The organism is Vibrio sp. QJM3NY_15, assembly GCF_057785995.1.
This window is the reverse complement of the sequence record NZ_CM173517.1, coordinates 299,551-317,689: the sequence shown is the minus strand read 5'-3', so window position 1 is coordinate 317,689 and position 18,139 is coordinate 299,551. Positions and strand designations below refer to the sequence as shown.

At 46.9% G+C, this 18,139-nt stretch carries 6 protein-coding genes, 4 tRNA genes and 6 rRNA genes; all 16 read right to left on the bottom strand.

The window, feature by feature from the left end; translation table 11 throughout:
• Window positions 1-551: 551 nt before the first annotated feature.
• The 16 genes from AC3CKG_RS01480 to pspG all read right to left on the bottom strand — a co-directional run bounded on the left by AC3CKG_RS01480 (window position 552) and on the right by pspG (window position 18,040).
• A tRNA-Trp gene (locus tag AC3CKG_RS01480) sits at window positions 552-628 on the bottom strand.
• Between the two features lie 60 nt (window positions 629-688).
• Window positions 689-765 (bottom strand) — tRNA-Asp (locus AC3CKG_RS01475).
• 67 nt (window positions 766-832) lie between these two features.
• Window positions 833-948, bottom strand: a 5S ribosomal RNA gene (gene rrf / locus AC3CKG_RS01470).
• A gap of 98 nt (window positions 949-1,046) precedes the next feature.
• A 23S ribosomal RNA gene (locus AC3CKG_RS01465) occupies window positions 1,047-3,939 on the bottom strand.
• 300 nt (window positions 3,940-4,239) lie between these two features.
• Window positions 4,240-4,315, bottom strand: a tRNA-Ala gene (locus tag AC3CKG_RS01460).
• A gap of 21 nt (window positions 4,316-4,336) precedes the next feature.
• Window positions 4,337-4,413 (bottom strand) — tRNA-Ile (locus AC3CKG_RS01455).
• 66 nt (window positions 4,414-4,479) lie between these two features.
• A 16S ribosomal RNA gene (locus AC3CKG_RS01450) occupies window positions 4,480-6,034 on the bottom strand.
• Between the two features lie 392 nt (window positions 6,035-6,426).
• Window positions 6,427-6,542: ribosomal RNA gene (gene rrf, locus AC3CKG_RS01445) — 5S ribosomal RNA — on the bottom strand.
• A gap of 102 nt (window positions 6,543-6,644) precedes the next feature.
• Window positions 6,645-9,538, bottom strand: a 23S ribosomal RNA gene (locus AC3CKG_RS01440).
• 354 nt (window positions 9,539-9,892) lie between these two features.
• Window positions 9,893-11,447: ribosomal RNA gene (locus AC3CKG_RS01435) — 16S ribosomal RNA — on the bottom strand.
• Together the 16S, 23S and 5S rRNA genes with 4 tRNA genes alongside form the textbook arrangement of a ribosomal RNA operon.
• A gap of 664 nt (window positions 11,448-12,111) precedes the next feature.
• Window positions 12,112-12,888, bottom strand: a complete 777-nt coding sequence (locus AC3CKG_RS01430) for a phosphoadenylyl-sulfate reductase (protein WP_488528713.1) — start codon at window positions 12,886-12,888, stop codon at window positions 12,112-12,114.
• Entirely contained in the window at window positions 12,881-14,608 is a 1,728-nt protein-coding gene (gene cysI, locus AC3CKG_RS01425) for an assimilatory sulfite reductase (NADPH) hemoprotein subunit (RefSeq protein ID WP_102312375.1), read from the bottom strand. Before cysI ends, AC3CKG_RS01430 begins: the two co-directional genes overlap by 8 nt.
• A complete protein-coding gene (locus AC3CKG_RS01420; protein WP_488528712.1) occupies window positions 14,608-16,473 on the bottom strand; it encodes an assimilatory sulfite reductase (NADPH) flavoprotein subunit in 1,866 nt (621 codons plus the stop codon). The genes cysI and AC3CKG_RS01420 overlap by 1 nt, the downstream gene beginning before the upstream one ends.
• A gap of 123 nt (window positions 16,474-16,596) precedes the next feature.
• Window positions 16,597-16,827 carry a hypothetical protein gene (locus AC3CKG_RS01415; RefSeq protein WP_004735813.1) on the bottom strand — a complete coding sequence of 77 codons (231 nt, stop codon included), beginning with the start codon at window positions 16,825-16,827 and terminating at the stop codon, window positions 16,597-16,599.
• A gap of 191 nt (window positions 16,828-17,018) precedes the next feature.
• Window positions 17,019-17,684, bottom strand: a complete 666-nt coding sequence (locus AC3CKG_RS01410) for a TIGR04219 family outer membrane beta-barrel protein (protein WP_032500389.1) — start codon at window positions 17,682-17,684, stop codon at window positions 17,019-17,021.
• 134 nt (window positions 17,685-17,818) lie between these two features.
• A complete protein-coding gene (gene pspG, locus AC3CKG_RS01405; protein WP_010434219.1) occupies window positions 17,819-18,040 on the bottom strand; it encodes an envelope stress response protein PspG in 222 nt (73 codons plus the stop codon).
• Between the last annotated feature and the right edge of the window lie 99 nt (window positions 18,041-18,139).

Sequence of the window (18,139 nt, the reverse complement as noted above, 5' to 3'; positions counted from 1 at the left end):
ATGCAATCACGACTCTTTGTTGTACCTAATGCTCCCAAACTAGCCAACAAGCAACCACCAGTTTGAGTACATTCGAGTAAAGATACATGGCCCTCTTTTCAAGTGAAGCATTGAAAGCATAATAAAGTGTAGAAAGAGAACCACGATCGAAGAGGAATTGTAATTAGAGTTAAAGCTTCGCACACCAATGTTCTAGAACCGAAACTTATCTATAAAACATCTGATGCAGTAGCAAGAAGGGTCTAGTATTTCTACCGGGACGTGCAGTCTAGATCCTTAAATATGCCAGAGGAGGACTGAGTCGGCACTCCGGAGATTCAACCAGACTGGCAAGTTAGGAGGACGCCTAGTTCTCCCAACATTGCTTCGAAGAAGCAACAGACGTAAAAAAGCCATAGCATTTCTGCTGAGGCTTTGTATGTGGCAGGAGTAGAAGTTTAGACTCCCAACACGCGCTATTTTGGTAAGCCGGAGAATCCGCTGCTTTGCTAATGGCGTAATTAGATTCAGAAAGTAAAAAGGCTCTAGCATTTCTGCTAGAGCCTTAAATATGGCAGGGGTGGAGAGATTCGAACTCCCAACACGCGGATTTGGAATCCGCTGCTCTGCCAATTGGAGCTACACCCCTAAAACTTTATCTTATTTCAGATTCGAAAAAACCTCGCACTAGGCGAGGTTATCGAATAAGTGGCGGAGTGGACGGGACTCGAACCCGCGACCCCCGGCGTGACAGGCCGGTATTCTAACCAACTGAACTACCACTCCGCAGTGGTCAACTCACTAAGTGAGCGTCCATATCTCCAGGTCGGTCAACCTAAAGATTTAATTTAAAGCCTGGCGATGTCCTACTCTCACATGGGGAAACCCCACACTACCATCGGCGCTATTGTGTTTCACTTCTGAGTTCGGCATGGAATCAGGTGGGTCCACAATGCTATGGTCGCCAAGCAAATTTTAAAATTCGGAAAACTGATTTAAAAGTCTCTCTTCAAACTCATTCAAGGTCTGGTCTTTCTATTGAGTCCACAAAACCCCTTGGGTGTTGTATGGTTAAGCCTCACGGGCAATTAGTACAGGTTAGCTCAATGCCTCGCAGCACTTACACACCCTGCCTATCAACGTCGTAGTCTACGACAACCCTTTAGGACGCTTATAGCGCCAGGGAAAACTCATCTCAAGGCTCGCTTCCCGCTTAGATGCTTTCAGCGGTTATCGATTCCGAACTTAGCTACCGGGCAATGCCATTGGCATGACAACCCGAACACCAGAGGTTCGTCCACTCCGGTCCTCTCGTACTAGGAGCAGCCCCTTTCAATTTTCCAACGCCCACGGCAGATAGGGACCGAACTGTCTCACGACGTTCTAAACCCAGCTCGCGTACCACTTTAAATGGCGAACAGCCATACCCTTGGGACCGACTTCAGCCCCAGGATGTGATGAGCCGACATCGAGGTGCCAAACACCGCCGTCGATATGAACTCTTGGGCGGTATCAGCCTGTTATCCCCGGAGTACCTTTTATCCGTTGAGCGATGGCCCTTCCATTCAGAACCACCGGATCACTATGACCTGCTTTCGCACCTGCTCGAATTGTCATTCTCGCAGTCAAGCGGGCTTATGCCATTGCACTAACCACACGATGTCCAACCGTGTTTAGCCCACCTTCGTGCTCCTCCGTTACTCTTTGGGAGGAGACCGCCCCAGTCAAACTACCCACCAGGCACTGTCCGTAATCCCGATTCAGGGACCGACGTTAGAACATCAAAACTACAAGGGTGGTATTTCAAGGACGACTCCACCACATCTAGCGACGCGGTTTCATAGTCTCCCACCTATCCTACACATGTAGGTTCAATGTTCAGTGCCAAGCTGTAGTAAAGGTTCACGGGGTCTTTCCGTCTAGCCGCGGGTACACTGCATCTTCACAGCGATTTCAATTTCACTGAGTCTCGGGTGGAGACAGCGTGGCCATCATTACGCCATTCGTGCAGGTCGGAACTTACCCGACAAGGAATTTCGCTACCTTAGGACCGTTATAGTTACGGCCGCCGTTTACCGGGGCTTCGATCAAGAGCTTCGACCGAAGTCTAACCCCATCAATTAACCTTCCGGCACCGGGCAGGCGTCACACCGTATACGTCATCTTACGATTTTGCACAGTGCTGTGTTTTTAATAAACAGTTGCAGCCACCTGGTATCTGCGACTCTCGTCTGCTCCATCCGCAAGGGACTTCACTGATAAGAGCGTACCTTCTCCCGAAGTTACGGTACCATTTTGCCTAGTTCCTTCACCCGAGTTCTCTCAAGCGCCTTGGTATTCTCTACCCGACCACCTGTGTCGGTTTGGGGTACGATTCCTTACAATCTGAAGCTTAGAGGCTTTTCCTGGAAGCATGGCATCAATGACTTCACTACCGTAGTAGCTCGACATCGTATCTCAGCGTTAAGAAAGTCCGGATTTACCTAAACTTTCCGCCTACATACTTGAACCTGGACAACCGTCGCCAGGCCCACCTAGCCTTCTCCGTCCCCCCATCGCAATTGTAAGAAGTACGGGAATATTAACCCGTTTCCCATCGACTACGCCTTTCGGCCTCGCCTTAGGAGTCGACTTACCCTGCCCCGATTAACGTTGGACAGGAACCCTTGGTCTTCCGGCGAGGGAGTTTTTCACTCCCTTTATCGTTACTCATGTCAGCATTCGCACTTCTGATACCTCCAGCAGCCCTTACAGACCACCTTCAACGGCTTACAGAACGCTCCCCTACCCCACATACCCTAAGGTACGTAGCCGCAGCTTCGGTGTATAGCTTAGCCCCGTTACATCTTCCGCGCAGGCCGACTCGACCAGTGAGCTATTACGCTTTCTTTAAATGATGGCTGCTTCTAAGCCAACATCCTGGCTGTCTGAGCCTTCCCACATCGTTTCCCACTTAGCTATACTTTGGGACCTTAGCTGGCGGTCTGGGTTGTTTCCCTCTCCACGACGGACGTTAGCACCCGCCGTGTGTCTCCCGGATAGTACTTACTGGTATTCGGAGTTTGCAAAGGGTTGGTAAGTCGGGATGACCCCCTAGCCTTAACAGTGCTCTACCCCCAGTAGTATTCGTCCGAGGCGCTACCTAAATAGCTTTCGGGGAGAACCAGCTATCTCCAGGTTTGATTGGCCTTTCACCCCTAGCCACAAGTCATCCGCTAATTTTTCAACATTAGTCGGTTCGGTCCTCCAGTTGATGTTACTCAACCTTCAACCTGCCCATGGCTAGATCACCTGGTTTCGGGTCTAATCCTAGCAACTGTACGCCCAGTTAAGACTCGGTTTCCCTACGGCTCCCCTAAACGGTTAACCTTGCTACTAAAATTAAGTCGCTGACCCATTATACAAAAGGTACGCAGTCACACCACGAAGGTGCTCCTACTGCTTGTACGTACACGGTTTCAGGTTCTATTTCACTCCCCTCACAGGGGTTCTTTTCGCCTTTCCCTCACGGTACTGGTTCACTATCGGTCAGTCAGTAGTATTTAGCCTTGGAGGATGGTCCCCCCATATTCAGACAGGATATCACGTGTCCCGCCCTACTCGATTTCACTGATTATGATGTGTCGGTTACGGGGCTATCACCCTTTATTGCGAGACTTTCCAGACTCTTCACCTGCATCATTAAAAGCTTAAGGGCTAATCCAATTTCGCTCGCCGCTACTTTCGGAATCTCGGTTGATTTCTCTTCCTCGGGGTACTTAGATGTTTCAGTTCCCCCGGTTTGCCTCCTGTTGCTATGTATTCACAACAGGATACGTGCTTATGCACGTGGGTTTCCCCATTCAGAAATCCCAGACTCAAAAGGTTATTACTACCTAATCTGGGCTTATCGCAAGTTATTACGTCTTTCATCGCCTCTGACTGCCAAGGCATCCACCGTGTACGCTTAGTCACTTAACCATACAACCCGAAAGGGTCTTAGTGTATGGCAACTAACCAAGGTTTTTGGTTGTCATCAAGAAGGGTTAATTCTTGATAACTGTTTGCCGGACTCAATTGTGAATCAAACTAAGTTTGATTCGAACACAAGACACTTGAATGTGTTTGTTGTGTTTATCTAATGAAAGATAAACATTGAGAACTTTTAAATTTGATTGAATTACTCGTAAGTAAATCAATCAGTCAGCTTTCCAAATTGTTAAAGAGCTTGATTTCTTTCGAAACCATTTTTAAAGATTTTTAAGGAAAAACCCTTAAAGATGGTGGAGCTATGCGGGATCGAACCGCAGACCTCCTGCGTGCAAGGCAGGCGCTCTCCCAGCTGAGCTATAGCCCCATCTAGGTATCTAGTCGATATTGGTGGGTCTGAGTGGACTCGAACCACCGACCTCCCGCTTATCAGGCGAGCGCTCTAACCAGCTGAGCTACAGACCCAATATCGTCTCTTTTACTTTCTAAACCTAATCAATCTGTGTGGACACTCATCGTGGTATCTTCGTATAAGGAGGTGATCCAGCCCCAGGTTCCCCTAGGGCTACCTTGTTACGACTTCACCCCAGTCATGAACCACAAAGTGGTGAGCGTCCTCCCCGAAAGGTTAAACTACCCACTTCTTTTGCAGCCCACTCCCATGGTGTGACGGGCGGTGTGTACAAGGCCCGGGAACGTATTCACCGTGACATTCTGATTCACGATTACTAGCGATTCCGACTTCATGGAGTCGAGTTGCAGACTCCAATCCGGACTACGACGCACTTTTTGGGATTCGCTCACTATCGCTAGCTTGCTGCCCTCTGTATGCGCCATTGTAGCACGTGTGTAGCCCTACTCGTAAGGGCCATGATGACTTGACGTCGTCCCCACCTTCCTCCGGTTTATCACCGGCAGTCTCCCTGGAGTTCCCGACATTACTCGCTGGCAAACAAGGATAAGGGTTGCGCTCGTTGCGGGACTTAACCCAACATTTCACAACACGAGCTGACGACAGCCATGCAGCACCTGTCTCAGAGCTCCCGAAGGCACACCTGCGTCTCCGCTGGCTTCTCTGGATGTCAAGAGTAGGTAAGGTTCTTCGCGTTGCATCGAATTAAACCACATGCTCCACCGCTTGTGCGGGCCCCCGTCAATTCATTTGAGTTTTAATCTTGCGACCGTACTCCCCAGGCGGTCTACTTAACGCGTTAGCTCCGAAAGCCACGGCTCAAGGCCACAACCTCCAAGTAGACATCGTTTACGGCGTGGACTACCAGGGTATCTAATCCTGTTTGCTCCCCACGCTTTCGCATCTGAGTGTCAGTGTCTGTCCAGGGGGCCGCCTTCGCCACTGGTATTCCTTCAGATCTCTACGCATTTCACCGCTACACCTGAAATTCTACCCCCCTCTACAGCACTCTAGTTCACCAGTTTCAAATGCAGTTCCGAGGTTGAGCCCCGGGCTTTCACATCTGACTTAATGAACCACCTGCATGCGCTTTACGCCCAGTAATTCCGATTAACGCTCGCACCCTCCGTATTACCGCGGCTGCTGGCACGGAGTTAGCCGGTGCTTCTTCTGTTGCTAACGTCAAGATGCGCAGCTATTAACTACACACCCTTCCTCACAACTGAAAGTACTTTACAACCCGAAGGCCTTCTTCATACACGCGGCATGGCTGCATCAGGCTTTCGCCCATTGTGCAATATTCCCCACTGCTGCCTCCCGTAGGAGTCTGGACCGTGTCTCAGTTCCAGTGTGGCTGATCATCCTCTCAGACCAGCTAGGGATCGTCGCCTTGGTGAGCCATTACCTCACCAACTAGCTAATCCCACCTAGGCATATCTTGACGCGAGAGGCCCGAAGGTCCCCCTCTTTGGCCCGTAGGCATTATGCGGTATTAGCCATCGTTTCCAATGGTTATCCCCCACATCAAGGCAATTTCCTAGGCATTACTCACCCGTCCGCCGCTCGACGCCCATTAAATCCTCCGAAGAATCAATAATGTCGTTTCCGCTCGACTTGCATGTGTTAGGCCTGCCGCCAGCGTTCAATCTGAGCCATGATCAAACTCTTCAATTTAAGATTTTGTGACTCAACGAATACTGACTTCAAAACTATTCTTTATAAATAAAGAGTGTAATTTTAAAGCTATTACCATTCCAACAGAATGGTAATGAATTGACTGTGCCGAATAACTACAAGTAGTTAAACGTATTGGTCACTCAGTTCATTGAAATCATTTTGTTACCGAAGTAACTGTCATTACCTAAGTAATAACGTTTTGATATTCATCAACGAGTGCCCACACAGATTGATAGGTTTAAATTGTTAAAGAGCTTTGCTTTCAGTGCCTTAGCACGTAAGCAGGACGCGTATAATACGCTTTCCACTTTGAAAGTCAACATAAAACACTAAGAAAACTTAGAACTCTATGGTGACTTGTCTATTAAATAGACAAAGTCGAAATTAAAGCCTGGCGATGTCCTACTCTCACATGGGGAAACCCCACACTACCATCGGCGCTATTGTGTTTCACTTCTGAGTTCGGCATGGAATCAGGTGGGTCCACAATGCTATGGTCGCCAAGCAAATTTTAAAATTCGGAAAACTGATTTAAAAGTTATATCTCTTCAAACTCATTCAAGCGTTTGGTATTTCTATTGAGTCCACAAAACCCCTTGGGTGTTGTATGGTTAAGCCTCACGGGCAATTAGTACAGGTTAGCTCAATGCCTCGCAGCACTTACACACCCTGCCTATCAACGTCGTAGTCTACGACAACCCTTTAGGACGCTTATAGCGCCAGGGAAAACTCATCTCAAGGCTCGCTTCCCGCTTAGATGCTTTCAGCGGTTATCGATTCCGAACTTAGCTACCGGGCAATGCCATTGGCATGACAACCCGAACACCAGAGGTTCGTCCACTCCGGTCCTCTCGTACTAGGAGCAGCCCCTTTCAATTTTCCAACGCCCACGGCAGATAGGGACCGAACTGTCTCACGACGTTCTAAACCCAGCTCGCGTACCACTTTAAATGGCGAACAGCCATACCCTTGGGACCGACTTCAGCCCCAGGATGTGATGAGCCGACATCGAGGTGCCAAACACCGCCGTCGATATGAACTCTTGGGCGGTATCAGCCTGTTATCCCCGGAGTACCTTTTATCCGTTGAGCGATGGCCCTTCCATTCAGAACCACCGGATCACTATGACCTGCTTTCGCACCTGCTCGAATTGTTATTCTCGCAGTCAAGCGGGCTTATGCCATTGCACTAACCACACGATGTCCAACCGTGTTTAGCCCACCTTCGTGCTCCTCCGTTACTCTTTGGGAGGAGACCGCCCCAGTCAAACTACCCACCAGGCACTGTCCGTAATCCCGATTCAGGGACCGACGTTAGAACATCAAAACTACAAGGGTGGTATTTCAAGGACGACTCCACCACATCTAGCGACGCGGTTTCATAGTCTCCCACCTATCCTACACATGTAGGTTCAATGTTCAGTGCCAAGCTGTAGTAAAGGTTCACGGGGTCTTTCCGTCTAGCCGCGGGTACACTGCATCTTCACAGCGATTTCAATTTCACTGAGTCTCGGGTGGAGACAGCGTGGCCATCATTACGCCATTCGTGCAGGTCGGAACTTACCCGACAAGGAATTTCGCTACCTTAGGACCGTTATAGTTACGGCCGCCGTTTACCGGGGCTTCGATCAAGAGCTTCGACCGAAGTCTAACCCCATCAATTAACCTTCCGGCACCGGGCAGGCGTCACACCGTATACGTCATCTTACGATTTTGCACAGTGCTGTGTTTTTAATAAACAGTTGCAGCCACCTGGTATCTGCGACTCTCGTCTGCTCCATCCGCAAGGGACTTCACTGATAAGAGCGTACCTTCTCCCGAAGTTACGGTACCATTTTGCCTAGTTCCTTCACCCGAGTTCTCTCAAGCGCCTTGGTATTCTCTACCCGACCACCTGTGTCGGTTTGGGGTACGATTCCTTACAATCTGAAGCTTAGAGGCTTTTCCTGGAAGCATGGCATCAATGACTTCACTACCGTAGTAGCTCGACATCGTATCTCAGCGTTAATGAAAGTCCGGATTTACCTAAACTTTCCGCCTACGTACTTGAACCTGGACAACCGTCGCCAGGCCCACCTAGCCTTCTCCGTCCCCCCATCGCAATTGTAAGAAGTACGGGAATATTAACCCGTTTCCCATCGACTACGCCTTTCGGCCTCGCCTTAGGAGTCGACTTACCCTGCCCCGATTAACGTTGGACAGGAACCCTTGGTCTTCCGGCGAGGGAGTTTTTCACTCCCTTTATCGTTACTCATGTCAGCATTCGCACTTCTGATACCTCCAGCAGCCCTTACAGACCACCTTCAACGGCTTACAGAACGCTCCCCTACCCCACATACCCTAAGGTACGTAGCCGCAGCTTCGGTGTATAGCTTAGCCCCGTTACATCTTCCGCGCAGGCCGACTCGACCAGTGAGCTATTACGCTTTCTTTAAATGATGGCTGCTTCTAAGCCAACATCCTGGCTGTCTGAGCCTTCCCACATCGTTTCCCACTTAGCTATACTTTGGGACCTTAGCTGGCGGTCTGGGTTGTTTCCCTCTCCACGACGGACGTTAGCACCCGCCGTGTGTCTCCCGGATAGTACTTACTGGTATTCGGAGTTTGCAAAGGGTTGGTAAGTCGGGATGACCCCCTAGCCTTAACAGTGCTCTACCCCCAGTAGTATTCGTCCGAGGCGCTACCTAAATAGCTTTCGGGGAGAACCAGCTATCTCCAGGTTTGATTGGCCTTTCACCCCTAGCCACAAGTCATCCGCTAATTTTTCAACATTAGTCGGTTCGGTCCTCCAGTTGATGTTACTCAACCTTCAACCTGCCCATGGCTAGATCACCTGGTTTCGGGTCTAATCCTAGCAACTGTACGCCCAGTTAAGACTCGGTTTCCCTACGGCTCCCCTAAACGGTTAACCTTGCTACTAAAATTAAGTCGCTGACCCATTATACAAAAGGTACGCAGTCACACCACGAAGGTGCTCCTACTGCTTGTACGTACACGGTTTCAGGTTCTATTTCACTCCCCTCACAGGGGTTCTTTTCGCCTTTCCCTCACGGTACTGGTTCACTATCGGTCAGTCAGTAGTATTTAGCCTTGGAGGATGGTCCCCCCATATTCAGACAGGATATCACGTGTCCCGCCCTACTCGATTTCACTGATTATGATGTGTCGGTTACGGGGCTATCACCCTTTATTGCGAGACTTTCCAGACTCTTCACCTGCATCATTAAAAGCTTAAGGGCTAATCCAATTTCGCTCGCCGCTACTTTCGGAATCTCGGTTGATTTCTCTTCCTCGGGGTACTTAGATGTTTCAGTTCCCCCGGTTTGCCTCCTGTTGCTATGTATTCACAACAGGATACGTGCTTATGCACGTGGGTTTCCCCATTCAGAAATCCCAGACTCAAAAGGTTATTACTACCTAATCTGGGCTTATCGCAAGTTATTACGTCTTTCATCGCCTCTGACTGCCAAGGCATCCACCGTGTACGCTTAGTCACTTAACCATACAACCCGAAAGGGTCTTAGCGTATGGCAACTAACCAAGGTTTTTGGTTGTCATCAAGAAGGGTTAATTCTTGATAACTGTTTGCCGGACTCAATTGTGAATCAAACTAACGTTTGATTCGAATACAAGACACTTGAATGTGTTTGTTGTGTTTATCAATAAAGATAAACATTGAGAACTTTTAAATTTGATTGAATTACTCGTAAGTAAATCAATCAGTCAGCTTTCCAAATTGTTAAAGAGCATAAAGCAAAAAGCTTTAATCAATAACTTACGTTATTAATTAAAGCTCTGGCTTTAACTAAATCTAAACCATCAATCTGTGTGGACACTCATCGTAAGTATCTTCGTATAAGGAGGTGATCCAGCCCCAGGTTCCCCTAGGGCTACCTTGTTACGACTTCACCCCAGTCATGAACCACAAAGTGGTGAGCGTCCTCCCCGAAAGGTTAAACTACCCACTTCTTTTGCAGCCCACTCCCATGGTGTGACGGGCGGTGTGTACAAGGCCCGGGAACGTATTCACCGTGACATTCTGATTCACGATTACTAGCGATTCCGACTTCATGGAGTCGAGTTGCAGACTCCAATCCGGACTACGACGCACTTTTTGGGATTCGCTCACTATCGCTAGCTTGCTGCCCTCTGTATGCGCCATTGTAGCACGTGTGTAGCCCTACTCGTAAGGGCCATGATGACTTGACGTCGTCCCCACCTTCCTCCGGTTTATCACCGGCAGTCTCCCTGGAGTTCCCGACATTACTCGCTGGCAAACAAGGATAAGGGTTGCGCTCGTTGCGGGACTTAACCCAACATTTCACAACACGAGCTGACGACAGCCATGCAGCACCTGTCTCAGAGCTCCCGAAGGCACACCTGCGTCTCCGCTGGCTTCTCTGGATGTCAAGAGTAGGTAAGGTTCTTCGCGTTGCATCGAATTAAACCACATGCTCCACCGCTTGTGCGGGCCCCCGTCAATTCATTTGAGTTTTAATCTTGCGACCGTACTCCCCAGGCGGTCTACTTAACGCGTTAGCTCCGAAAGCCACGGCTCAAGGCCACAACCTCCAAGTAGACATCGTTTACGGCGTGGACTACCAGGGTATCTAATCCTGTTTGCTCCCCACGCTTTCGCATCTGAGTGTCAGTGTCTGTCCAGGGGGCCGCCTTCGCCACTGGTATTCCTTCAGATCTCTACGCATTTCACCGCTACACCTGAAATTCTACCCCCCTCTACAGCACTCTAGTTCACCAGTTTCAAATGCAGTTCCGAGGTTGAGCCCCGGGCTTTCACATCTGACTTAATGAACCACCTGCATGCGCTTTACGCCCAGTAATTCCGATTAACGCTCGCACCCTCCGTATTACCGCGGCTGCTGGCACGGAGTTAGCCGGTGCTTCTTCTGTTGCTAACGTCAAGATGCGCAGCTATTAACTACACACCCTTCCTCACAACTGAAAGTACTTTACAACCCGAAGGCCTTCTTCATACACGCGGCATGGCTGCATCAGGCTTTCGCCCATTGTGCAATATTCCCCACTGCTGCCTCCCGTAGGAGTCTGGACCGTGTCTCAGTTCCAGTGTGGCTGATCATCCTCTCAGACCAGCTAGGGATCGTCGCCTTGGTGAGCCATTACCTCACCAACTAGCTAATCCCACCTAGGCATATCTTGACGCGAGAGGCCCGAAGGTCCCCCTCTTTGGCCCGTAGGCATTATGCGGTATTAGCCATCGTTTCCAATGGTTATCCCCCACATCAAGGCAATTTCCTAGGCATTACTCACCCGTCCGCCGCTCGACGCCCATTAAATCCTCCGAAGATTCAATAATGTCGTTTCCGCTCGACTTGCATGTGTTAGGCCTGCCGCCAGCGTTCAATCTGAGCCATGATCAAACTCTTCAATTTAAGATTTTGTGACTCAACGAATACTGACTTCAAAACTAATATTCATTCGAAAATGAACATGTAATTCTAAAGCTATTACCATTCCAACAGAATGGTAATGAATTGACTGTGCCGAATAACTACAAGTAGTTAAACGTATTGGTCACTCAGTTCATTGAAATCAATTTTGATTCCGAAGAATCTGTTTTATCTAACGATAAAACGTTTTGATATTCATCAACGAGTGCCCACACAGATTGATAGGTTTAAATTGTTAAAGAGCTTCTCTTCGTTGTGACTTACATCACTTCGGAAGAGGCGGCCATTCTAGCGTTTTAATTCTCAGTGTCAAACACTTTTGAAAATTAATTTCTACTTTCTAAAAGTAGAAGCGAATTATCGCTTAAAGCTAGTTGCCTTACTAACATTCTTCGCTGAAGCCTTGTGGCGTCTACCGTGTCAGTGAGGCGGCATTATAGAGATGTTCCTCACATTGGCAAGTGTTTATTACCGAAAATTGCAAAAATAACGGTTAGATGATGGATAAACACCCAAAGCCTTATTTATGCAAGTTTAACTACAAAGTACCTACATAATAACCACAGACTTATCCACAATTGCTTTAATTTTATCCCCTAGAAACTAAAAAAGCTGCCTTGAGGCAGCTTTTTAAATGGCAATGAGTCTAAATCCCAGAACCATATTGCTCTCCATCGTCTTCATGGAGACCACATTCTCGCTTTAGACCATTGAAACGGGTTTCTTCTTCAGTCATACCCGGTTCCCATTTCTTAGTCGTATGAGTATCTCCAACAGAAAGGTACCCCTGCTCGCGAAGTGGGTGGTAACTGAGACCATGCTCTTCTAAGTAATAATGAACGTCTTTATTTGTCCAATCAATTACTGGCAAGAACTTAAACACACCATTTTGGATAGATAAGATAGGCAAGTTTGCACGCGATTGAGATTGCTCTCTTCTCAACCCAGAAAACCAAGTGCCAGCCTCGAGCTCATCCAGCGCTCTTCTCATCGGTTCAACTTTATTAAGCTTGTTGTACTTCTCTATCCCTTCTATACCTTGCTCCCAAAGTTTACCATATTGCGCTTCTTGCCAATTAGAGCTCTGTTGTGCGCGAAAGACTTGAAGGTTTAGAGTCAACTTCTGACTTAACTCATCGATAAATCGATACGTTTCCGAGAATAGATACCCAGTGTCCGTAAGAATAACTGGAATATCGGGTTTTGCTTGAGTCACTAAGTGCAGCATCAACGCCGCTTGGATTCCGAAACTAGAAGACACAACATGTGTCCCTTCTAAATGTTCTAGTGCCCACTTAACTCTTTCTAATGCGGTTAGCTGCTCTAACTCAGCATTGATTTGTCCAAGACGAAGTATTTGCTCCGTCTTAGTCAATGCGAGTAGCTCTGCTAACTTCAATTTTGAAGCGACAGAATTATGCATGCAGATCCCTCTTTGAAATGATCACCTCTTCGATGATGCCAGCTCGGATTGTAAAATCACCGAACCCTTCATTATCCGTACGTTCCGTAGCCCAACGCCCCACCAGCGAATCAATCTCTTCTAAAATCTGAGCTGACGTGATGTTCTCTTTATACATCTTAGGAATACGAGTTCCGGCTTTATTGCCACCTAAGTGCATGTTGTAGCGCCCCGGCGCCTTACCGACTAAACCTAGTTCAGCCAACATTGCACGACCACAGCCGTTTGGACAACCCGTGATACGAAGGATGATGTTATCCTCTTCAGGTAATCCATGTTTCTTCAGAATATCTTCAACATCCGTTACAAACTCAGGAAGAAAACGTTCAGCTTCTGCCATTGCTAACGGACATGTTGGGAATGCCACACAAGCCATTGAGTTTTTACGTTGCTCTGAAACCGCATCATCCATCAAGCCATATTGACGTGCCAGCTTTTCAATTTTTGCCTTTTGGCTTTTAGGTACACCCGCCACAATGAGGTTTTGGTTCGCTGTCATGCGGAAATCACCTTTGTGGATCTTCGCTATTTCAGCAACACCTGTTTTCAGAGCTTTACCCGGGAAATCAAGTAAACGACCATTTTCGATGAATAACGCTAAGTGGTGCTTACCATCAATGCCTTCCGCCCAACCGATACGATCGCCACGGCCAGTAAACTCATAAGGACGGCTTTCAGAAAACTCAACGCCTGCACGTTTTTCTACTTCTGCTTTGAATACATCAATACCAACACGATCGAGTGTGTATTTGGTTTTGGCATTCTTACGGTTCGAACGGTTACCCCAGTCACGTTGTGTCGTCACAACAGCTGCCGCTACATCTAACGTTTTCTCTAATGGCACAAAACCAAAGTCGTCAGCTTTACGTGCATAAGTAGAAGTATCGCCGTGCGTCATTGCAAGACCACCGCCCACTAATACGTTAAAGCCCACCAGCTTTCCGTCTTTAGCAATCGCGATAAAGTTAAGATCGTTAGCATGAACATCTACGTCATTTTGCGGAGGAATTACAACCGTCGTCTTGAACTTTCGTGGTAAGTAGTTACTACCTAAGATAGGTTCTTCATCCGTTGTTGCTAGCTTTTCACCATCTAACCAGATTTCAGCATAAGCACGAGTCTTAGGTAATAGGTGTTCACTGATCTTTTTCGCCCACTCATAAGCTTCTTGGTGTAACTCGGACTCAACCGGGTTTGTGGTACACAAAACATTTCGGTTTACGTCACCCGCAGTAGCGATTGAATCTATACCAATACTGTTTAGTGTTTGGTGCATTAACTTAATGTTCGGCTTCAACACACCGTGGAACTGGAAAGTTTGACGAGTTGTAAGACGGATAGAACCATAAGAGGTGCTTTCATCTGCGAATTTATCAATTGCTAACCATTGCTTAGGAGTAATAATGCCGCCAGGCATACGCGCACGTAGCATTACATTATGCAAAGGTTCTAACTTTTGCTTGGTGCGTTCGTTACGAATATCACGGTCGTCTTGTTGGTACATACCGTGGAAACGGATCAACTGAAAGTTATCAGCAGTAAAACCACCGGTAATTCTATCTTGAAGATCTTGTTCAATCGTACCGCGAAGATTTTTACTTTCACGCTTCAGACGTTCATTGTCAGCCAAAGGTCCCAGTACTTGACCTAGCACTTCTTGCTCTATTACTTGCTTGCTCATTAGTACACATCCCTTTGGTAACGTTTCGCTTTACGTAAATCATTAATATATTGTTCAGCTTGTTCGCGGCTCTGATTGCCATGTTTTTCCGCTATCGTAACTAACGCTTCATGAACATCTTTTGCCATTCGAGTTGCATCACCACATACATAGATGTACGCGCCCTCTTGCAGCCACTGCCAAACCTGCTCTGCTTGTTCGATTAAGCGATCTTGAACATAAACCTTTTCTTTTTGGTCACGGCTAAAGGCAACATCTAGCTTGGTTAGCGCGCCAGACTTAAGGTACTTCTGCCATTCAACTTGATATAAGAAGTCTTGAGTAAAGGTACGGTCACCGAAGAACAACCAGCTTTTGCCTTCCGCATCATTGTTTTCACGTTCTTGAACAAAACTGCGGAACGGTGCGATACCTGTACCTGGGCCGACCATGATGATTGGAGTATTGTCGTCTTGTGGGAGTTTGAAGTTATTGTTGTTCTCAACGAACACCTTCACTTCACCACCTTCTTCAAGTCGTTGAGCTAAGAAGCTAGAAGCTCCGCCTAAACGAGATTCATCGCCTTTTTGGTATTCAACCAGACCAACCGTTAAGTGAACTTCTTCATCCACTTCTGCTTGGCTTGATGCAATAGAGTAAAGGCGCGGAGTCAGCTTACGTAGTAGACCAATCAATTCATCAGCCGATAGCTTAGTTTTCTTCTCAGCTAAAACATCGACAACTTGAGTATTACCCGCGTATTCACGAAGCTTGTCTTTATCTTCCACCAGCTTGATTAACTTCTTGCTGCCCGATAGCTCAGCAAACTTAGTCACAAGTTGAGGGTTTGAAGATGTAATCTCGAATTTACTGACGAGTGCACTGTGTACAGATAAGTTGTCACCATCGACATCGACACTTTCGATACCAGACAACCCAACCTTAGAAAGGATCTGATTTGCGAGTTCTGAACTATTTTCAAACCACACGCCTAGCGCATCACCCGGTTGATAAGTAATACCCGACTCGTCAAGATCAATCTCGATGTGACGAACATCTTTACCCGAATCACGACCGGTGATCTTTTGGCTCGTCAATAGTGTCGCGGTGTATGGGTTTTGTTTGGTGTATTGCGAATGACCTGCAGCCGCTTGACCTACTGGTAATTGAACCACATCGGCTTCAGTACCTGTCGATAGCGTCTCTTTTACTTGCTCTAATGCTTTAGCTCGCCATTCCGTTGCTGACTCTTCGTAATCAACATCACAATCAAGACGATCAACAAACGATTTAGCACCAAGCTTAGCGAGGAAGTTATCGAAGTCTTTAGCAGTTTGGCAGAAGAACTCATAGCTTGAGTCACCTAAACCAATCACACCGTATTGTAGGTTTGATAATTTTGGCGCTTTCTTCGATTGTAGGAATTCATGCAACTCAATAGCGTTATCAGGGGCTTCGCCCTCACCATTGGTTGAAGCCACAAAAATGACGTGTGTCTCTTTGGCTAAGTTCTTACCTTTATAATCACTTGCATCGAAAAGTTCGACCGCGATTCCTAAGGCTTTAGCTTCTGCCTCAAGCGATTCAGCGACGCCTTTAGCATTACCTGTTTGAGAAGCAAAGATAATGCTGAGCTTACCCGCAGGTTTAGCCGCTACTGCCGCGGCCGCTTGAGCGATTGGCGCAGCTGCACCGACAGGCTGTGCTTGGCTCACGCCCCAAAGGTAACCACTGACCCATGCCAGTTGCTGTGAAGATAACTCAGAAACAGTGTGTTGAAGATGACCCAATTGTTGGTCATTAAGTGGTGCTGCTAGCCCAGGTAGCTCATTAGCCCCAGACTGTGCATTATTATTTTGTGAAGACTCTTTCTTATTTAAAGACATGGTCACGACATCCCTAATCATTGCGTGACGATAGATTAACCACTCCTTTTAATAACAAGAAAGAATAGAAAAGTATGTTTTATAACTTTTTGGAAGTAAAAACCGATTGAAACGTAAATTGGCTTACTGGTTTTCAATACGTACTTGCTGAAAGCCAACCGCCATTGCCGACTTAGATGCTAGGTCTAAATCCGCGTAATGGCACTCTTCACCATGAACATCAGTAAGCAGAACAAAGCCACCTCCCATATGGCGAAACTCCACAACCCAAGACCCTTCTTGAATTGAGGGCTCTATGATGGCTTCAACTAACAGGTTTTCTCTATATAAATTTCGTAATTCATTGAGTGTCATATTCCATCCCTTGCTTTGACCTCACAACATAGTCCTTTTAAGAATAGACGCTAATTAGCTCTCTGTATTAAGGATGGTCGAAAGTGATGAATGTGCTAACTAATTCCAGAAAGATATAATCAATAGATATAAAAAAACGCCCCTTAATAAAGTGGCGTTCTTAAAATTTGTTCTAAATGAGCTTGAATAGCCTAGAAGCGCACTTCAGCGCCAGCAAACCAACCATCTACCATGACAAAGCTTTTACCTAGATCAGAGCTAAAGAACTCATCTGAGTCTAAATCGATAACACGGTAACCACCACGCAGGGCAATTTCAGATTCTGATACTGGAATTCGGTACTGAACACCCGCCATCAAGTCAGTGCTCTTAATACCACTGCTATCACCAAACTCCATCGTACCAATGATATCGAAGTTGGTGTCAGGAACGTTGATCTCTGCGTTACCGTAGAAGCTCCACGTAAATTCATCAAAGGTTGCTTGAGTACTCGTTTTAGGCTCAATGTAGTTAGAGTTTGAGTACTGAGTGAACGTCACACCTGCATCAAAGTTCATCAGCTTGTGATCTAACAATGTGTAATAGAAGGTGTAGTCGTACTTATCGAAGGCCAATGAATCCGCATCGACAGAAGTATAGCGAAAACTAGCGTTTGGTAGCATCGGGGCATTATGCTCAAATGCGAAATACAACGAAGGAGAGTTAGAATCATCATCTTGTCTAACTTCGTTTAGCTTTGTACTTCCCCACCACATATCGGCACCGACTTTAGCCGTGTAAGAAAACTCTTCTTCAGCAGATACTGCCGAGCTTAAAGATAGCATTCCCACTAAAGCAATTAATGGCATTTTATTCATTTGAGATAGCTCCATTCCATATCGTTGTGCTAATTGTATGCACATTCATAGATTATTGGGGAAAATTCTATCACACATCTTAAATTCTCAAACGATAAACCGCTGACGTTCAAAGATTTGACGACACCATGACCTTAGTAACGTCTTTGGTTAGAACTGTGTACAAAGTTTTTGAAAAACCAGATACCCAATGCAATCACGATTAACCAAGGCAGCAACTTAAACACGACGCCCATCATACCTAAAACCAACATGACTGCTAACGCGATTCCGGTTGCAGCCAATACCGTCATAAACGTGATACCAGTGACAAGTAGAGTGGCAACGAAAATAAGAACAAAGATTAATTCAAACATAATGGTCTCCCTAATGAGTTAATGACCTATCTTTCCTACTTTCTAACATTGCAGCTTCCATACCAAGTTAGTAAAAACAACAAAACCCTTATTTATCAG

Excerpts from the sequence above, each read along its gene's own strand:
- cysI (WP_102312375.1), bottom strand. The coding sequence starts at position 14,608 with ATGAGCAAGCAAGTAATAGAGCAAGAAGTGCTAGGTCAAGTACTGGGA.
- AC3CKG_RS01430 (WP_488528713.1), bottom strand. The coding sequence starts at position 12,888 with ATGCATAATTCTGTCGCTTCAAAATTGAAGTTAGCAGAGCTACTCGCA.
- AC3CKG_RS01410 (WP_032500389.1), bottom strand. The coding sequence starts at position 17,684 with ATGAATAAAATGCCATTAATTGCTTTAGTGGGAATGCTATCTTTAAGC.
- pspG (WP_010434219.1), bottom strand. The coding sequence starts at position 18,040 with ATGTTTGAATTAATCTTTGTTCTTATTTTCGTTGCCACTCTACTTGTC.
- AC3CKG_RS01415 (WP_004735813.1), bottom strand. The coding sequence starts at position 16,827 with ATGACACTCAATGAATTACGAAATTTATATAGAGAAAACCTGTTAGTT.
- AC3CKG_RS01420 (WP_488528712.1), bottom strand. The coding sequence starts at position 16,473 with ATGTCTTTAAATAAGAAAGAGTCTTCACAAAATAATAATGCACAGTCT.